Origin of the sequence: Peribacillus sp. NPDC097895 (assembly GCF_050277555.1) — a bacterium.
Classification (GTDB): Bacteria; Bacillota; Bacilli; order Bacillales; family DSM-1321; genus Peribacillus.
Genome location: NZ_JBNNSH010000001.1, coordinates 34,564 through 52,361, shown reverse-complemented (window position 1 = coordinate 52,361; position 17,798 = coordinate 34,564). Strand labels below are relative to the sequence as shown.

Here is a 17,798-nt window from a genome sequence, read left to right as displayed (position 1 = left end):
CCCCTGTTCGTTTTATTTATGAATTGATTATGCGAATAAACAGGTCGAAAAACGCTTCCGCATTGACGTCTAGACAAACATGAACATTTGCTGGCTTCATCAGCCGATTTTGAAAGTCACAAACCATCTGTCCATCACAAAGCTCACTTTTTGTTTCAACATCCACATAATATTCTTCTCTAGTGACAAGATTTTCTTGCAAAGCGATAGCTACAGCTAATGGATCATGCATGGCACAAGCCCATATACCGTTACGTTCAAAATACCTTTTCCGATAATCGGATGTACTTTCCCTTATATAGTCAGCAAGTGCATCGTTCTGAATCGATTCGATATGCTTTTCTCCCAATAGAACCTTTCTCGTGACATCAAGACCCACTTGCGTGATCGATTCGAACCCCGCCTGTAATACGAGTTTGGCTGCTTCAGGATCAACATATGTGTTATATTCCGAGGTTGGCGTGACATTGCCAACCCCTTGTATAACTCCGCCCATAAAAATGACTTCTTTTACAAGTTTGGTGATTTGCGGACATTTTTTCACCGCTAGTGCCAGATTCGTAAGAGGTCCCGTCATGACAAGCGTTACTTCATCAGGAAAATTCAAAATGGAATTGATAATGAAATCAGCAGCAAAACCATCATCAGGCTGCTTTATGGATGGCACATCCTTTAAGGCTCCGCCAATCCCGTCTTCCCCATGGATCCGGTGTTCAAAAAAGGGGCTCCTTATAATTGGGCTATCTGCCCCCTTTATGACGGAGATATCCTGTTCACCCAACAAATCCAATATTTTGCATGTATTCAGTGTGGCCGTATCAAGTGATACATTCCCATTTACTGTTGTAATCGCCAATATGTCGAATTGACGGCTTTTAACAGCAAGAATGATCCCAATCGCATCATCTATTCCAGTATCTACATCAAGAATCATTTTTTTCTTCATCAATCACACCTCTTTACTTTGTTAGTGCGTAAGTTCACGATTCCAACGATCGATCCATTGTTTAGATTCTTCATTTACAAACTTCATGTCCAATACACGCAGGCTGTTAATGACGTCATCTCCATAGGTTAAGCCTTTCGCTTCCGTTTTCGAGAGCTTGACTTCCGTATTGACAGGAGAATCCACTTTCGCTTTCGCTGATTTTTCCTGAACTTCCTTGCTTAAGATGTAATTCATGAACTCCTCAGCCAATTCTTTTTGATCGCTGGCTTTAACAATATTCACCGTATTCATGACTGCGTAGCCGCCTTCTTTTGGGGAAATGAACTTAGCATTAGGAACTGCTTCCTGTAAATCGCCAAAATACATTTCCATGATCGGCCCTGCTGCAATCTCCCCTTGTGAGAACATGTTTACGAACTCTGACGTTTGTCCATATTCTTTTACCGCATTCGGCATGATCTTTTTCATTTGAGCAAATGCTTTATCTTCATTGAACTCTTCACTTCCGCTTACTTTCGAAGCAGCATCCAAAAACATCGGTCCAGTTGTTGAAGTGATGGATGGGATCGTGATTTTACCCTTCAAATCCTTGCTCCAAAGATCTTTCCAAGAGGTAATCGGTTTACTCACTTCATCGGGATTATAGGCAATGCCAAATTGTGCAATGGTATAAGCTGGTCCAAAGTCAGCGCCGTTTGGTGCTTTTGCTTTGTCGTATATATTATCAATATTCGGAATTTTACTATGGTCAACTTTCTCAAATAACCCTTCATCGATGCCCTGCTGTGCATAGTAGTCGGATAAATAGATAACATCCACATCGCTATTCGCTTGGCGTACCTTGTTCAAACGATCTGCATTATTTCCTGAATCAACGACAATCTCGACATTATGCTCCTTTTCAAAAGGTTCGTAGACTTCCGGCCGAAAGAAATCATCGGCAAATCCCCACGTGGAAACGACCAATTTGGCTGGTTTTTCCTTTCCTTCCTCCTTTGAAGAGCATGCAGCTAAAACTAATGTGAAAAGCGATAACATCATTAATATTTTTTTCATCTTCCAAACCTCCAATTTTATATTGTTTAAACTTTCCTTTTTACTGATATACATGTAAAAAAAGACAATCTTAAATAGAATTGAAATTCTACCCAAGATTGTCTTTTCTTTGTAAACAAAGATAAAACTTATCATTTGGTTCTCTTGTGGCGTTCCCTCCAGATAAATCCGAAGTGAAATCCATTTATATGATTATATATTTTTTTCCTTCAATACAATATTGGTGAATGCCAGCTGCGTCGCTGAGTCATAATCCCTCAGGACGGCTTCGATAGCCCAATTCGTTTGCGTTTCCAGCTTTTGTTTCAGTTTCTTTTTATAAAGCAGGGACATATGAAAGTCAACCTCCTGCTTCAGGCTGGGAACTTCCCCTTCTAAAGCTTCAGAGCGCGGGGCACGCCGATGTTTGGCCTGAAATGTAATCACATTCTGCTCAACGGTAACCTTCAGCAGCGTCGTACCAAAGCCGAACAATTCCTTCGATACCTCATTATACATATGAGAAAGCAATTTCTTCGTTTCGTTAGAGTTTATCGGTAAGATGACTATCACCTGCCAAACTATCATTTGAGGTAATTATATATACTTTTTCTTAATTGCACAAGATAATATTCGGATTTCACACAAAAAAAATGTTTTTTTTTATTAAAAAGTACATTTACTCACCAATACACGAATTATAAAGATAAGTATATGAGGGTTTTATTATACTTATATAACATTATATCCAAATCAGCCCCCCTATTATTCAATAGGAATTTCACACTGAAGAGATCAATAAATAACTTATCAGCTTTAAGGATTTTTAGGGAATTCCTGTTTTGAAAACTTTTTCAGAGAAATAATCGCAAGTTTGAAAACAATTGATATAATCCTGTTTCGTATTGAAAACGCTATCATACGGATTTAATATAGCTAGTATAGATCGACTAAAAATAGAGAGTATCAAAGGCACGTTAAATAAGGGAGGAATTTTAATGAAGAAAGCTTTTGAGAAAGCGCAGCAGTTCGGAAAATCTTTTATGCTCCCGATTGCCGTTTTACCTGCGGCCGGTTTATTGCTGGGAATTGGTGGTGCCCTTTCTAATCCAAATACAGTTGAGGCCTATCCTTTTTTAGACTTTGCTTGGCTGCAGGCCATTTTCACAATCATGAGTTCTGCAGGAAGTATTGTATTCGGCAACTTGCCGGTTATTTTTGCCGTAGGTGTTGCAGTAGGATTGGCACGTTCGGATAAAGGGACCGCTGCACTGGCAGCCATGATTGGCTATTTCGTCATGAACAGTTCAATAAATGCACTGCTTCAAATAAACGGGGAACTTGCCAAAGAGAATTTGGCAGGTGCGGGACAGGGAATGGCGGTCGGGATCCAAACACTGGAGACTGGTGTGTTTGGCGGTATCGTAGTAGGTATCGTTGCCGCACTTTTGCACAATAAATATAATAAAATTCAGCTTCCGCAAGTGTTAGGGTTTTTCGGTGGTTCCCGTTTCATTCCGATCATCGTTTCCTTCGCTTCCATATTGGTTGGAGCCGTGCTTTTTATCGTATGGCCTTATTTCCAACTTTTCATAAACCAATTAGGTGCGCTGGTAACGAGCACAGGTACGATTGGGACTTTCTTTTACGGATTCATATTACGGATGCTCGGGCCGTTAGGGTTGCACCATATTTTCTACCTTCCCTTCTGGCAAACAGCTTTAGGCGGAACGATGGAGATTAAAGGGCAGATTGTAAGCGGGACCCAGAATATCTTCTTTGCGCAATTGGCCGATCCAACTACCGTCAAGTACTATGAGGGCGTTTCCCGGTTCATGTCCGGACGGTTTATTACGATGATGTTTGGTTTACCCGGCGCTGCATTGGCCATTTATCACTGCGCTAAACCTAAAAATAAGAAAGTCGTGGCCGGCTTGCTTCTTTCAGCTGCCTTAACATCTTTCTTAACAGGCATCACCGAACCACTTGAATTCAGTTTCTTATTTGTCGCTCCAATCCTTTATGTTTTTCATGCCTTATTTGATGGACTTGCCTTCATGATGGCAGATATATTCAATATAACGATCGGTCAAACCTTTTCTGGAGGGTTTATTGATTTTACTTTATTCGGGATACTCCAGGGTATCAGTAAAACCAATTGGGTGTATGTACTTCTCGTAGGCATTCCATGGTTTTTCCTATACTACTTCACTTTTAAATTCTTAATCAGGAAGAAGAATTTAAAAGTGGTCGGACGCGAAGATGATGAACAGACCGCTGTTACACAAGTTACGGCATCAGAGAGAACACAGACCATCGTCAATGGATTAGGTGGACAAGAAAATATCGATATAGTCGATTGCTGTGCAACTCGTCTGCGTGTCACGGTAAAGGATGAATCATTGGTAAAAGAGGACGTCATTAAACAAACCGGTTCAAAAGGAGTCGTAAAAAAAGGGAATGGCATTCAAATAGTTTATGGTCCCCAAGTAACGATCATCAAAAACGAAGTGGAAGAATTCTTAGGTCATTGAGAACATAGATAACGATAAGGACGTGTTAAACATGCAACAGGTGCTGGATAAAATTCACAAAGGCTTAATTGTATCATGTCAAGCATTGGAGAATGAGCCGCTGCACAGCTCTTTTATTATGGGACGTATGGCTATTGCTGCCAAAGAAGGCGGTGCAAAGTGCATTCGCGCAAACTCTGTAGCTGACATAATGGAAATCAAGAAAAATGTGGACCTTCCAGTCATAGGGATCATTAAACAGGTGTATGGACAAAACGATGTCTATATTACTCCCACCATGGCCGAAATTGATGCATTGATGGAAACTAAAGCGGAAATCATAGCGACGGATGCTACAGCCCGGGTAAGACCGGATGGTAAAACGTTACAGCAGTTCTATTATGAAATAAGAGCAAAATATCCGGATGTATTACTAATGGCGGATGTATCTACCATTGAGGAAGCCGTATACGCTGACGATTTAGGATTCGATATTGTGGCCCCCACTTTATACGGCTATACGAACGAAACGATCGGCCAGAAAATATACCAGGATGACTATACTCTGCTCAAAGAGATAGTACAAGCAGTGAAAAAAGCGAAAGTGATCGCTGAAGGCAACGTCATCACACCAGAAATCGCTCGCTCTGTTTTGGATATGAATGTCCATGCAGTAGTAGTGGGCGGTGCCATTACCAGACCTCAGCAAATCACTAAAAGATTCGTGGATGCTATCCAAAAATAGAAAATTGATAGGAATGAAAAGGCCCAGACTGGCAACAGTTTGGGTCTTTTTTATCTGGAGTCAAAGCTTCGATAATCCCAAACATTTCCGAACCCATCCGGCAGTGTTTGGGTCGTATTCAAGTTTCAGAAAAAGTGCATCAATACGGGGAGGATCATGAAAAAATCAAAAAAACAAGAACTATGCCTTTAACACTTATGTTAATAGACATAGTTCTTTAGGATAAATATTCAATATATGTTAAAGTTATCTACTCATTTATTTGTTATTCTCGATCGAAAAGAGAAGCACCCGCTATACCAGGCTTGGTCATCTCGTAAGGGTTTAGAATTAAATCTAATTCCTCTTCTGTTAACACATCATACTGTAAGCAAAGTTCGCGAACTGATTTGCCTTTTAAAATCGCTTCACGTGCAATACGTGAAACCACTTCATATCCAAGGTGCGGATTGACTGCTGTAATCACTCCAACACTTTGTTCGACATAATTTTTTAAATGTTCCTCATTCGCTTCAATACCTTCTAAACAATAATCCGTAAAGACATTGAACGCATTATTCATGATACTAATTGATTGCAATAAATTGAATACAAGTACGGGCTCCATAACGTTCAATTCCAATTGACCTGCTTCTGACGCTAAGCAAATCGTATTATCATTCCCAATTACTTGGAAAGCAACTTGGTTGATTAATTCCGGCATTACTGGATTTACTTTTCCAGGCATGATTGATGAACCTGGTTGACGTGCAGGAAGCATGATTTCCGCTAATCCAGCTCTTGGCCCTGAAGCCATCAAACGTAAATCATTAGCAATTTTAGACATATTCATCATACATACTTTCAATGCAGCGGACACTTCAGTATAAGCATCCGTATTTTGTGTTGCATCCACTAAATGTTCTGCACCCACAAGTGGCAATTCACTAATTTCAGCTAAATAAATAACAACATTTTCGATGTAACGTGGATCTGCATTTAATCCAGTTCCAACCGCTGTTGCTCCCATATTCACTTCATATAAATGTTGGCGTGATTGACTTATTCTCTTAATATCTCGCTCTACTACGCGACTATATGCCTCAAATTCTTGGCCGAGACGAATTGGCACTGCATCCTGAAGATGTGTACGGCCCATTTTGATAACATGATCAAATTGTTTTGCTTTTGCCTTAAAAACCGAACTCATCTTTGTCATTGATTGAATTAATTGTTCTAGCAGTCGTAGTGTTGATATATGAATAGCGGTTGGAAATACGTCATTGGTCGACTGCGACATGTTAACGTGGCTGTTTGGACTAAGTTTTGCGTAGTCACCTTTTTCGTGTCCCATTAATTCTAAAGCTCGGTTGGCAACGATTTCATTAATGTTCATATTCATCGATGTACCCGCGCCACCTTGAATTGGATCAACGATGAAATACTCATGCCATTTCCCTTCGATCACTTCATCTGAAGCTTTAACGATGCCTTTTCCAATTCCTTCATACAAACGTTTTGTGTCCATATTTGCTAAAGCGGCTGCTTTTTTTATCATGGCTAATGCACGAATCATTTCCTCATTGACTTTGTAACCTGTAATCGGAAAGTTTTCTACAGCGCGTAAAGTTTGTATTCCATAATAAACATTTGATGGAATTTCCTTTTCACCAAGAAAGTCTTTCTCAATTCTGCATGTTCTCTCGTCTATCATCATTTCCCCAGTTCCCCCATGTTTTAATATTTCTGTAATAGGTGTTTCCTCATTCCTTCACCTTTTGTGAATCCCATTTTTTGCAGAATATCACCATCCGTTTAGGATCGATTGGCACCGTATTTCTATTTTTGGAACGATTGTTGACACTCTCATCGCCCCAAGTCCTCTAATATCATATAGTAATGACAACAAATATTCCATACCCGGCCAACTTATTCTATTTCCCAAAATGTATCACTGTGAAATGATATACCATCACTACCATAACTTTCAATTATTTGGCTTAGTTCCGGGGTTCATTATCCAAAGCAACATCTGTGAAGCACCTAAACCCTGCTTCCTTATTCTTTGGTAAATGAACAATCTAATTATACTCCAATTTCTATTAATATATAGGACCAATATAAAGGTAAATTAATATATAGAAGCAATAAAAAGGTAAATTTATTCTTAACACGAGTCTTGGCTTTTCGTTCTCTATTTCATGCTAAACCTTGTCCCTTTAGTTCATCTGAAATGGAAATTAAGCCCCTTTTTTATTCAAAATGAAACTCTACCAAGTAAAAGTCAATATCCATGTTTGATCATGATCTTTTTTTACACTGTCTACATTGGGATAATATCATAGCAGCTGTTTAAAAGGTCTTTTTCAATTTTTACTGTTGTAACCTTCCATGCATTTTAAACAAATCGGTTATTGACGTCCCTAATGGATACATTAAACTATGAATACATATAAGAAATTTGAAATGGGTGATCACATGGAATATCTAGCAGAAAACCTCATATATGGCATTGAGTGCAGCATGGACAAATTCACCAAAACAGAAGAAGAATTGGCCAATTATATTCTGCAGCGCCCTGAAGAAGCAAGTAAGTTAACCATTAGTCAAATAGCTAAAAAGCTTCATATTTCACCTGCAACCATTACGCGTTTCTGCCAGAAATTAGCCTTTTCTGGTTTCAATGAGTTCAGGCATGAGTTAAAAAGGTTCGTGGATCTCCGAAATACACCGATACATATGAAGAACATCATGCAGGTCGATTATTTCGCTAAACTTTATCAAGATCACTTAGGGATCATTGATCATACCTTTCATATAACAATATATGACGAGATCCAGAAAGCGGTATCCTTTCTTACACAGGCATCGAAAATACATGTTTATGGAATAGGGAGTTCTGGCATAGCCGCCCATGAATTCAAATCCAAATTTTTCAGGATCGGCTTACCTGTAGAAGCTATTACGGACCCCCACCAGTCAATGATGGATGCAGCTTTAAGTAACGAGAATAGCGTTGTCATCGGCATTTCCATTTCCGGAACAACGAAAGAAGTGATTTCTGCAGTTAAAATCGCAAAGAAGCAAGGCTCACGTATCTTGATTTTTACTGGAGATAAGAATTCCGAGCTCTCACAACTTGGCGATATCTCACTATTGGTCACGAGCAAGAACAGCATGCATATGGGACAAAACATCTCTCCATTGCTTCCGCTCTTATTACTTTTTGATTTACTATATACAGAGTTGGTTGCTAAAGATTATAAAAACAGGATAAGCATCAGGGAAAAGACTTTAAAGGTATTAACCGAGACCGACTGACTTTTGGCTGCTCCGTTAAAAAAGTACATTGACCTGCCCATACACGAATTATACAAAATCCATTGGTTATTTTTTGAAATTTTAATTACTACTGCATACAGTTATATTCACCCAAAATAGGGATTCACCCTTGTTATATTCTTATTAAAGCGGCTCCCCCACAGCGCCCGTACAACTACAGCTTTAAGATTGGCAGAAAATGTGGCAAATCCATTGTTGGTGATAGGATGGTAGGGCTGAAAGTTATTAGTTTGTTTGTTTAGCTGAACCTGACAGAAAGTCATTTTCATAATTCATCCTATTAAAAAACTGCATCTCCAATTGGTTAGATGTTACTAACAATGGGGGTGCAGTTCACTTTAAAAGACGTCTTTTTTTTATGTTCCTTTTAAACTAAATTCCTTATTACTGGCATGGAACGTCCTTGGAGGCTCTCGGAAAGAAGACTATACGCAACTACTTTATTCTTGTACTGTTTGACTACATCCACGTGGTCGTTGTAACTGTACACAAATAATCTAACATCGTTTTTTCCTCTTTTAGTTTCAATTATTATTGGAGTCCCGCTGTTCTCTGGATGTAAAAACAATTGCTCGTTCCCTGGGAATATATGATTTTTTTTCAAAAACTTTGCTTCGTTAAAATAATTAATTACTTGAATTTTGTCTTCACCTTCCAAACGTTTTCCATCAAAGGTTACGATTGCATTCTCGTCACTAATTTCTGAATGCATTTTAAATTTACTCATAATCCAATTCACTGCATCGGTTGGAAGACAGGTAACTAATAATTTAAGTAAACTTAAGATAATTGTCAAAATCAAAACAGGCAATGTCATATTTGATCATCTCCGCTACGTTATAATTTAATTATTAAATGAAAGAGGCGGTCAGTTTTTCTTTGAAGTGACCGTTCTATTCACGCTTCATTTTTGGTGAAAAGTTGTACTTTTAAAGAGGCCCAAAACATAATCAAACTTTTGTTTAAATTTTTATCCATAAATATCAAACGCTTCATTTGTTCACTCAGCTTACAAAGGTGATTCTTTTTTAGGTATCTTCCAGATTCCTATCGTTCACATTTTCGCCATATTTGTGAACAAATTCACATTTTTCCACATATAGAGTATGTCTTGTATATCACTCGTACAAAACATGACCTTTATACAATTAAGCCTACATTTCTGTACATTTTGATATACTATTAGAATAATCATTCACGTGGTATTCTTAGGCTAATTTTATTACGAAGTAAACGATGCCGACAGTTAATACTAGGGCAAGACCAATATAAATATAACTAAGGTTCAACAAATTCCCTCTCGTTGCTGCAGAATAATCACTATCACTCTTCCCCGTTAACGAAAGGGTACCAACCAGAGCAACTAAACAAATGGCCACTACTAAAATTACACTTATCGTCATGATTCAACGCCTCCCCATATTATCTATTTCCTTGAACCATTTCAAATTATTCCGATTCTCATCGTATATCGCGTTTCATGTTTTATGAGTAAATATATTAGAAAAAGCCTACTTCTTTATAATAAAAGAACAACCAACTTTAGGACCATCCAATTAAGTGAAATTTCCACCATCCACTTGTTGAATTCTTTCGTTACTATACATAGAAAAGTGCAAAGCGCCACTAAAGAAATGACTAATTTACCACGTATTGCAGGAACTCCAACCTATCTTGCTTCCTTGAAAAAAACAAAAAAAGAATCATGAATTTGTCATGATTCCAGTTAGTAGATAAAAGTGGGTCGGAAAACGTAACTTAAATGATGTTCCTGAAACAACTGACCCAAAACAACACCTTCAACTCCTAGGGTATGGTTACAATTTAGATGTGGATTTCCACTCCAGGCACTCGCTTTCCGCGGGCGGAAAGCGAGTGGATTTCTGAAATCACCGGAACCTTTTAATTAAAAAACTGCAGGCAAACCGAACAAGTTTGTCTACAGTCTGAAATCATGGATTCATAATGGTTCTCTCTCGTGAATATCTAAGCATATGATTATAAACTTTTTACAGCCTCTGCAAACCTTTTGATGCCTTCGTGAATGGAAGCCTCATTTTCCCTTGCAAAAGTAAAGCGTACGTATTCCTTATTTGTACCTAGAGTTGAACCCGGGACGTATATGACTCCTCTTTTGATGGATTCCTCCAATAGCTTTATTTCGTTCAATGGCACTTTCAGCTTACACCACAAATGAATTCCACCATTTGGCGAATAATAATCAACTTTTTTTTGCAGGAATTGTTGAAGACTTGAAACCATTGCATCCCTTCTTTTTTCTAGTTGCCCCCTTAAGTAGGCAATATGGGCAGGAAAATACTCTGAATCCAAAAAATCGTTTGCTATCCATTGAGTGAATGAGCCATGACCGAAGTCAACCTGCTGCTTAGCATCAGAGAGTCTCTCTATAACTGGTTTCGGTCCTATAATCCACCCTATTCTTAAACCGGAAGCAACAATTTTTGACAAAGAGCTTATATATAAAACATTTCCGTTGTTGTCCATCGATTTAAGAGTGGAAATTTCTTCCCCAGTAAAGGAAGTTAAACTATAAGGATCGTCTTCTATGACCGGAATTCCATATTCGGATGAAAGTTCAAGAATCCTTTTACGACGGTTGATATGAAGGACAGTTCCTGTAGGATTTTGAAATACAGGGTTCAAAAAAATCATCCTGATCCGATGTTTTTTATGGAGTTCCAGTAAATCCTCTGGGTTGATGCCATCCTTATCAACTGGCAAAGGAAAAATTCTTAGCCCCGCGGATTGAAAGATGGGAAGATTGTAACTATATGATGGATCTTCCAATACAACGGCATCTCCTGGCTTTAACAAGCATTGGACCACCAGATGTAAGGCTTGCTGTGCACCAGAAGTAATGAGTATGGAAGATGGATGCGTGTCAATTCTCCTATACTGTTTAACATGATTGGTTATCGTTTCCCTTAAAACCGCATTGCCTTGAGGGTGATCATAACCTAAGCTACCAATGAAGGACCTATTAGAAATGATTTCACGCAAGGATTGGACTGGAAATAAGTCTTCTGAAAGCTCCCCACTAGCTAAGTTAATAAGGTTATGCCCTTCCGTCTCTTTACGTATTCTTTGGGTTACTGGCATATTGGGCAAAAAAGAACCCGCTTCGATATATCTATTCCAACTAGGTATACGTTTTCGAGTAATTCCCCAGATATCCTTGCTGATCATCGTTCCGCTTCCTTTTTTCCGTTCAACTAGCCCATTTGCTTCCAATTCATCATAAGCCGCAACAACTGTGCTTCTATTAACTCCCAGTTCACTTGCCAAGAATCGTTCAGACGGTAGCGGCTTATCCAATAAAAAGGTTCCATCAGCAATACCACTCTCGATGTAAGCTGCTATTTGTTTATATAAAGGCTTCTTGGATTTTCTGTCAGTTTTCCATTCCATAAGCTACATCCTTTAAAATGTTTAGTTAAAAGCGTACTAAATGATTAACTTTATATACTTATTCATTCCCAAAAGTAGTAAAACCTTTTATTTCAGTATAATCTTCAGCCGAGATTATTGCACTCTTAGGATAGAAGCTGTACTACAAAATTAAAACGAAAGCCTCCATTTCTTAAATGAAATGGAGGCTTTCGTTTCATCTTCTTCAACTATGCAGACTCCCCTTCAGCCAAGGGCGATCCCGATAGTATCCGATCGGGATTTGGATCAAACTCGTTTTCCCTTGAAGATCTCCCAATTTGTAAAGTTCATCACTACTATTCACATCAAACCCGAGCAAAGGATGCCCGTTCATTCCAAGGGCCGACGCCGCTAACAGTACGCGCTGGACAAGCATGCCCGCCTCCATTTGCTGGATACGGTATCCTCTATATCCAAGTTGCGTTTTGAAATAATCCTGATCACCAACTACATGTAAGCAAATCGGTACTTGCTGAAAATTCATGATATCCAGGGACAATCCGTATTGCAGTTGGAGCCGATGATCACCTGGTTGTATCTGTCGTAATGAATGTGTCGTGCTGTCATAATGGTAGGCACCATCTTGAATGTCTTCCACATTATACAAACAAGCATATAAGGAGACGCGATCTACCTGGTTCTCATTTGTTTCATCCAAATCATTTCGATATGAGAAAGAAGCTGTTGCCTCCTGCAGGAGAGTCGCCAGTTTCACTTGACTTACCTTTCCTAGAATGAAGTCCATTTCAGGTGAAAACCGCTTTTTGCAAACAGAAGCAAAATCATAGGATAATCGCTTCACAATAGGAAGCTCGATCGTATGTCCTTCGCATCCCTCCCCTTTCTTGGCATGGATCGGCCCAAATAATCGGGTGGATTCGATCATGGATGCTTCATTCATTTTAATTAACATCGGATACTCCCTGATCCTCTGCGACCGTACATAATGTTTTGGATGGATATCCGTCAATTCCCGGCACAATTGTGTCGAAGTGACAGGTCCGTCAATCATCTTTTCTTCCGTACACCAATTTGCAAGTTCTTCCGATAAGGGAATCACCGCATACGTGCTCTCTTCCTTTTCCGATAACCCAAGCAGATGATTGATGGCCCGATCAAGGAATTGGAAGTACACCTCAGATGCGATTCCAAACCGCTTAGCCCCTTCGAGTAACTGCCCTATGAGTACGCCGGCGTCCAGCCCTTGCAGACGATATGAAAAATTATTATATTTGTAGAAGTTTTTCCAAAACATCGTCGATACAAAAACCATGCCAAAACAAGCGGACACATCACAGCGATCACCAAGGGCCATGGTTAAATATGAATCAAAATCCCCTTCCCGCAACAACACCAATTGATGGTGTGCCGCATCATAATGGTAAACGCCAGCAGGCACTTCCTCCATCTTCAAATACACGTACAATTCACTGGGATACAACCCTCCCCCTGAAGGCGGAAAACGCCGGAATGATTGCATAAGGTCCTCTTGATCGTTGGACCTCAGTGACTGACTGACCTGGGTAAGGCCATATGCATACCATAGAAAATGACCGATTCCTTTGAGGTCGTGTTTTTTGGGGGTGCTGCCCCCTTCAATCGTAAGCGGTACCTCCAGTGACAATGGAAATACGGGCAAGTCACGGTAAAGCTTATACGTAAGCGGTGCATCATCCCAATCCACTTTCCAATCCTGCGGACTGGCCTTTTCGATGTCAAAATGCAAATTGTGCAGAAATGCCTCTAGCCTCATCCTCCTACCTCCTAAGTCACCGCTTATGGAAACGGATGCGGATGCGGATTGAGCTGGTCGAATTCAAGCGGCCTTTTTGCATATCCGAGTTCCATCGGAACCCTCAGAATCCTCTCAAGCCCCGTTACGCGGGTAAGATGATGGCCGAATGTCATCGGCAGCATTCCCGGAATCAGCACTTTCACGCAATGTAATCCATTTCTTTCAATTTCCGGTGTCGTTTGGTCCACCACAATTACCTCTAGTTTCAATCGACGAAACTCTTGAAGAATGTCTTGCAGATCATCGGTCAAGTCCGATTGCAACACCCTTTTCTCGAATTCTTCATCAAACGTTCGCATTGGACGGTCATCATCCAGCAGAAACTGCAGTCGCTCTTCCGATTGCGGTAAACCGTATAGCATGCCATGATCATCCATCTTCCTTACCAGTGAGGATTCATGCAGCATTTTTACAAACTCCTCCTGGTTTTCTTCCAATTTATCGTCAAGGGTCAGCATCATGCCTGCCAACTCGAAAACCGCGCTTTTCACAGCCCGGATCGGGTCCAGATGCGCCCCGGCTGCACATATGATATTCAATCCTTTTTGTTTCCTGTTTTTTGCTAACGCCCAAACGCTCGGTATACCGTGTTCCATTGTGGAATTAAACAAATAGATATCATATCCCGCCACAGCCCTTGCCCTGTCAATCATCAACTCCAGCTCTTTATCATTTGCAGATTTTGGGTCAAGCCGTGTGAGGGGCAGCTGCGCGTACCAAGTCAATAGAAACGAATCACGTTCCACCACTTCCATGATGCCGTAGAAAATGGATTCCTCCAAACTTCCCCCTAAAGCGCAACCATTGGAAGTTTCATAGACAAACCCCTCTCCGCAGCCCAAGCTGTAATAGGAAAGCAATTCTGGAACCAGGATCGGACGCTCTTGCAAAAATGAGTGGCCCCATACCCAATCTATCGAGCGGTCAGGATTAAACGGTCGAAACGGGAAATTCGGCTGTGCATAATTTTCCTTCGAGTGTACTCCTATTTTGATGGGATTCAGTGCTTGGTCCTTCAGGTTGTTGTAGCTGTCATGCACGACTGTCCGTTTCCCACGGGGCTCCATTCCGCAATATCTTTCCAGGCCCTCCAATATGGCTGTCATTTCACTTGCGGCATATGAAAGAGTCCGGCCTGCTGTCCCCTCATCTCCTATGAGCAAAGGCAAATTAACACTTACATCGGCAAATGGGGGCACAAGGTCTATCATTTTATTATTCAAGAATCCCGTGCGATGATCCAAATAATCATGGGCCAGAACTTTATTTAGATCTTCCATCGAACGGGTTCGATAACTTTCGGGACTGATTTTTGGACTTGGCTTTAACGAAATCCTTGCGCGTTCCTTCGAGTCATCCGGTAATTGACTGCACACCGGACACAATGGATCAGGTAAAAACGAATGCCAAGAACCATTCAGCGTTTTCAGGTTGATTAATGATATACGCCCTTCCGAACGGGCCCGATCTCCTTTCATCACCTTCCTTGCCTCTGCCCCAATCAGGTGAGCCATCTGTAAAAGGCCAGTGCGCGATGCCGCCACATCATGCTGAATACCTCCATTTTCTTGCAGCTGCTTGCGGATTCCCAACATTTCTTGGCGATCACGTCCTGCCATGAGATGCCTAAGGTCTGCACACTGCGAGCACCCCAGAGTATTCGCACGTACCAGTGGACCGACCACTCCTTCTCCAAATGATACGAACCCTCGCAACCAAGGAATGCCTGTTGGCCTTAACAACTCCTCCGCCTTTTGATGGACAGCAGGATTCCAAGCATCTTGCAGCACGAGGACCAAAGCAGTCGTTTGTGGGATTCCTGCCTCGAAATCGGATTGGCGATTGACTTGATATTGGCCGGACAAGTCTCCTGAAACATGGTCGGCCAACACTCCTTCCCCGACAACCAATACGTCAGCTTTCACCCTGATTCCTCCTCTCGCAAAAACACCCCAAATACCCCTGCCAGTTCTTCTTTCAAGTAAGGTTCCAGTTCTAATTCAAAAACGAACATTCGCTTCTTGTTCTTCTCCAAGACCTGCATGGCGGACTGCAATATCTCAGAATTCGCTGTAACCTCGCACGAAGGAATCACAAGGTTTTGCAGGACCTTTACTTCCGGAGAAACCAATAAATCTGGAGCTGTGAGGCAAACGGTCTGATTTTGGACTTTCATAACGGCCTTTTGTAAGGCGTTCCGTAATGCGATGGTTACATTCAAACCAACAGCCCCAGACCAGCCGTCACTTGTACCGACCCATACCACAGGGAAACCGGACACATTCTTACCCAGCCCGATGATCGGTTCACCTTGCAGCCGGGTCAGCGCTTGTATATAGTATTGGCAACGTTCATCTTCCACCGTCCCCAACTGCACCGACACAAGGTCCTCTTGACCGAACTGTCGTTTTCCAAGCTCTGCATCCAAACTGCCCTGCAACCCACGGCAAACACATTCAGCAAATGTTTCCCCTGCTCCAACACCAATCGATTCCTTTATTTCCCCTGTATCTGGAAGCGAAGGAAGAGTCGACATGAGCTGGCTGAGTGTTCGGGTTACATACGCTTCGACCCCTGCAAGACCGGCTTCCCTCCTTGCTTCCTCATGAGTCAGTTCCGAACGGATAATATCAGACAGAAGTTCCGCTGGACCGTTAGACAACGGATCAACAACCTGAGTGCGACATTGAGCCAACGGCAGCTGTTTTAAATCTCCCTCCTCCCAAGTATGAAAGATTCCAGATTGCCTTGATGTCAACCGGCTGAAATGCAAAAACATCTTACCGGGCTCACCCCGTCCCGATTTTTGTTCGAGCCGCTGATCAACATCTTCAATCCATTTAGCAGCCCCTCGTCCCGTGACACTCGGGTGAGGAAGGAACGAATGCCAGCTTCCCTCCAATGTCTCCATATCCAATAGATAGAATTGATTGTCTTGATCTGCTGTAGTAACACCTGTAGCCTCTTTAAACCACTCGAATACCATTACATTGGCTAACATAGCTCCTGCCGTGGAGGAATAAGGGCCCTGATTTTTTTTCAGAACAGTTTGATGTAAACGATGCCATGCCGACTCCCAGCACCCCTTGGATTCCGGATGGACAAGGGGACCTGCCAATCCAACTTGATTGATGATCAATGCAGGGAAAAGTACCTTTTTCCCTTTCCTGCAAACCGAATGAAGTTCTCTTAATTCCTCTATATCACCCTCCTGTGACACATATAATATCGAATCAAACGGCCTTACAATTTCCTCCCAGTCCCTTTCACCGCCCTTTAGCATGACCTCCACTACCGCTGCCTCATCGTCCGTTTTACGCGCATTAGAAACAATTTCCTTTAATCTTTGTCTATTGGTCGGCACCGTGTCCGTAATTAGGATATGGAATGTGGGAAGTCCTGATTCCATCAACGATGACACCAATGAAAGGAATAATGGTCCAGAACCTATTGCCAACGCCTTCCCCTTTCGATATGCTTGAAAACGTTGTGCCCCTGAATCGCCGAAACTGTCCAGGAACTCAATTTGGGACGCATAGTGTTCAAGAACCTGATCCCTCAATTGATGAGGACTGTCCTGACTTACATCCCGAACAAAGCCATTTTTGTACAAAACTTCGGCAATTTCCATCACGCGGTTCCGATATGGTCCAGGCAATCCATCCGTTAATTCACTTAATGTATGGTCCCCGTTGAACATCGGCAATAACTTTTCAATCCACTGGACGATCGTGCTGCCCTCCATATGGAACGAACTTATGTTATTCCGGAAATACACACCTCTGTTTGGTTCAGGGAGAAAAAAAGTGTCCCTTTTTACTTTCAGACGCATAGAAGGGGTCAAATTTCCCATTCCGCTCCTCCTAACCCGAAGCTGTTCTAAGTCCTGCTTTATCACTTCACTTTTATCCTATGTACGACAATTTGTCTCTTATGTCTAATACTATAAAGAAAAGTCCCTGCCATACCACATGCAGGGACATCTCCTTC

At 41.3% G+C, this 17,798-nt stretch carries 13 protein-coding genes; 3 read left to right on the top strand and 10 right to left on the bottom strand.

The genetic code is table 11. The features are described from left to right. Positions 1 to 16: 16 nt before the first annotated feature. The 3 genes from ACQKMH_RS00230 to ACQKMH_RS00220 form a co-directional block, all read right to left on the bottom strand. Entirely contained in the window at positions 17 to 946 is a 930-nt protein-coding gene (locus ACQKMH_RS00230; protein WP_427585545.1) for a nucleoside hydrolase, read from the bottom strand. Between the two features lie 21 nt (positions 947 to 967). Next, positions 968 to 2,005, bottom strand: coding sequence for an ABC transporter substrate-binding protein (locus tag ACQKMH_RS00225; protein ID WP_427585544.1), 1,038 nt, complete (start codon positions 2,003 to 2,005; stop codon positions 968 to 970). Between the two features lie 192 nt (positions 2,006 to 2,197). Next, on the bottom strand, positions 2,198 to 2,572 hold the full coding sequence (locus ACQKMH_RS00220; RefSeq protein ID WP_427585543.1) for a DUF2294 domain-containing protein: 375 nt from the start codon (positions 2,570 to 2,572) through the stop codon (positions 2,198 to 2,200). Positions 2,573 to 2,982: 410 nt separating this feature from the next. Here ACQKMH_RS00220 and ACQKMH_RS00215 point away from each other — a divergent pair, with 410 nt between their 5' ends. Together ACQKMH_RS00215 and ACQKMH_RS00210 are read left to right on the top strand one after the other, a co-directional pair. Then, a complete protein-coding gene (locus tag ACQKMH_RS00215) occupies positions 2,983 to 4,518 on the top strand; it encodes a maltose/glucose-specific PTS transporter subunit IIC (RefSeq protein WP_427585542.1) in 1,536 nt (511 codons plus the stop codon). Positions 4,519 to 4,549: 31 nt separating this feature from the next. After that, entirely contained in the window at positions 4,550 to 5,242 is a 693-nt protein-coding gene (locus ACQKMH_RS00210; protein WP_427585541.1) for an N-acetylmannosamine-6-phosphate 2-epimerase, read from the top strand. Between the two features lie 265 nt (positions 5,243 to 5,507). Here ACQKMH_RS00210 and aspA read toward each other — a convergent pair whose 3' ends face one another. Further along, positions 5,508 to 6,938 carry an aspartate ammonia-lyase gene (gene aspA / locus ACQKMH_RS00205; protein ID WP_427585540.1) on the bottom strand — a complete coding sequence of 477 codons (1,431 nt, stop codon included), beginning with the start codon at positions 6,936 to 6,938 and terminating at the stop codon, positions 5,508 to 5,510. Positions 6,939 to 7,663: 725 nt separating this feature from the next. On the opposite strand from aspA, the gene ACQKMH_RS00200 reads away from it, so the two are divergent. After that, the gene (locus ACQKMH_RS00200; protein ID WP_427585539.1) at positions 7,664 to 8,542 is read left to right on the top strand and encodes a MurR/RpiR family transcriptional regulator; all 879 of its coding nucleotides are present in this window, start codon (positions 7,664 to 7,666) and stop codon (positions 8,540 to 8,542) included. Positions 8,543 to 8,930: 388 nt separating this feature from the next. Here the strand turns inward: ACQKMH_RS00200 and ACQKMH_RS00195 are convergent, their stop codons facing one another. From ACQKMH_RS00195 to ACQKMH_RS00170, 6 genes are all read right to left on the bottom strand, one after another. Beyond that, positions 8,931 to 9,380 (bottom strand): YfmQ family protein, encoded by a 450-nt coding sequence (locus ACQKMH_RS00195; RefSeq protein WP_427585538.1) that lies wholly within the window; start codon positions 9,378 to 9,380, stop codon positions 8,931 to 8,933. 391 nt (positions 9,381 to 9,771) lie between these two features. Beyond that, positions 9,772 to 9,966: a hypothetical protein gene (locus tag ACQKMH_RS00190; protein ID WP_427585537.1), complete on the bottom strand. Its 195-nt coding sequence runs from the start codon at positions 9,964 to 9,966 to the stop codon at positions 9,772 to 9,774. A gap of 595 nt (positions 9,967 to 10,561) precedes the next feature. Then, positions 10,562 to 11,992: a PLP-dependent aminotransferase family protein gene (locus ACQKMH_RS00185; RefSeq protein ID WP_427585536.1), complete on the bottom strand. Its 1,431-nt coding sequence runs from the start codon at positions 11,990 to 11,992 to the stop codon at positions 10,562 to 10,564. 205 nt (positions 11,993 to 12,197) lie between these two features. Beyond that, positions 12,198 to 13,766 (bottom strand): SagB family peptide dehydrogenase, encoded by a 1,569-nt coding sequence (locus ACQKMH_RS00180; RefSeq protein WP_427585535.1) that lies wholly within the window; start codon positions 13,764 to 13,766, stop codon positions 12,198 to 12,200. Between the two features lie 23 nt (positions 13,767 to 13,789). After that, the gene (locus tag ACQKMH_RS00175) at positions 13,790 to 15,733 is read right to left on the bottom strand and encodes a TOMM precursor leader peptide-binding protein (protein ID WP_427585534.1); all 1,944 of its coding nucleotides are present in this window, start codon (positions 15,731 to 15,733) and stop codon (positions 13,790 to 13,792) included. Beyond that, positions 15,730 to 17,661 (bottom strand): putative thiazole-containing bacteriocin maturation protein, encoded by a 1,932-nt coding sequence (locus tag ACQKMH_RS00170; RefSeq protein WP_427585533.1) that lies wholly within the window; start codon positions 17,659 to 17,661, stop codon positions 15,730 to 15,732. Before ACQKMH_RS00170 ends, ACQKMH_RS00175 begins: the two co-directional genes overlap by 4 nt. Positions 17,662 to 17,798 lie beyond the last annotated feature (137 nt).

Bases quoted from the DNA above. Each gene is read 5' to 3' on its own strand.
- ACQKMH_RS00225 (WP_427585544.1), bottom strand. From the start codon at position 2,005: ATGAAAAAAATATTAATGATGTTATCGCTTTTCACATTAGTTTTAGCT.
- ACQKMH_RS00195 (WP_427585538.1), bottom strand. From the start codon at position 9,380: ATGACATTGCCTGTTTTGATTTTGACAATTATCTTAAGTTTACTTAAA.
- ACQKMH_RS00210 (WP_427585541.1), top strand. From the start codon at position 4,550: ATGCAACAGGTGCTGGATAAAATTCACAAAGGCTTAATTGTATCATGT.
- ACQKMH_RS00170 (WP_427585533.1), bottom strand. From the start codon at position 17,661: ATGGGAAATTTGACCCCTTCTATGCGTCTGAAAGTAAAAAGGGACACT.
- ACQKMH_RS00215 (WP_427585542.1), top strand. From the start codon at position 2,983: ATGAAGAAAGCTTTTGAGAAAGCGCAGCAGTTCGGAAAATCTTTTATG.
- ACQKMH_RS00200 (WP_427585539.1), top strand. From the start codon at position 7,664: ATGAATACATATAAGAAATTTGAAATGGGTGATCACATGGAATATCTA.
- ACQKMH_RS00230 (WP_427585545.1), bottom strand. From the start codon at position 946: ATGAAGAAAAAAATGATTCTTGATGTAGATACTGGAATAGATGATGCG.
- ACQKMH_RS00180 (WP_427585535.1), bottom strand. From the start codon at position 13,766: ATGAGGCTAGAGGCATTTCTGCACAATTTGCATTTTGACATCGAAAAG.
- ACQKMH_RS00185 (WP_427585536.1), bottom strand. From the start codon at position 11,992: ATGGAATGGAAAACTGACAGAAAATCCAAGAAGCCTTTATATAAACAA.
- ACQKMH_RS00220 (WP_427585543.1), bottom strand. From the start codon at position 2,572: ATGATAGTTTGGCAGGTGATAGTCATCTTACCGATAAACTCTAACGAA.
- ACQKMH_RS00190 (WP_427585537.1), bottom strand. From the start codon at position 9,966: ATGACGATAAGTGTAATTTTAGTAGTGGCCATTTGTTTAGTTGCTCTG.
- aspA (WP_427585540.1), bottom strand. From the start codon at position 6,938: ATGATGATAGACGAGAGAACATGCAGAATTGAGAAAGACTTTCTTGGT.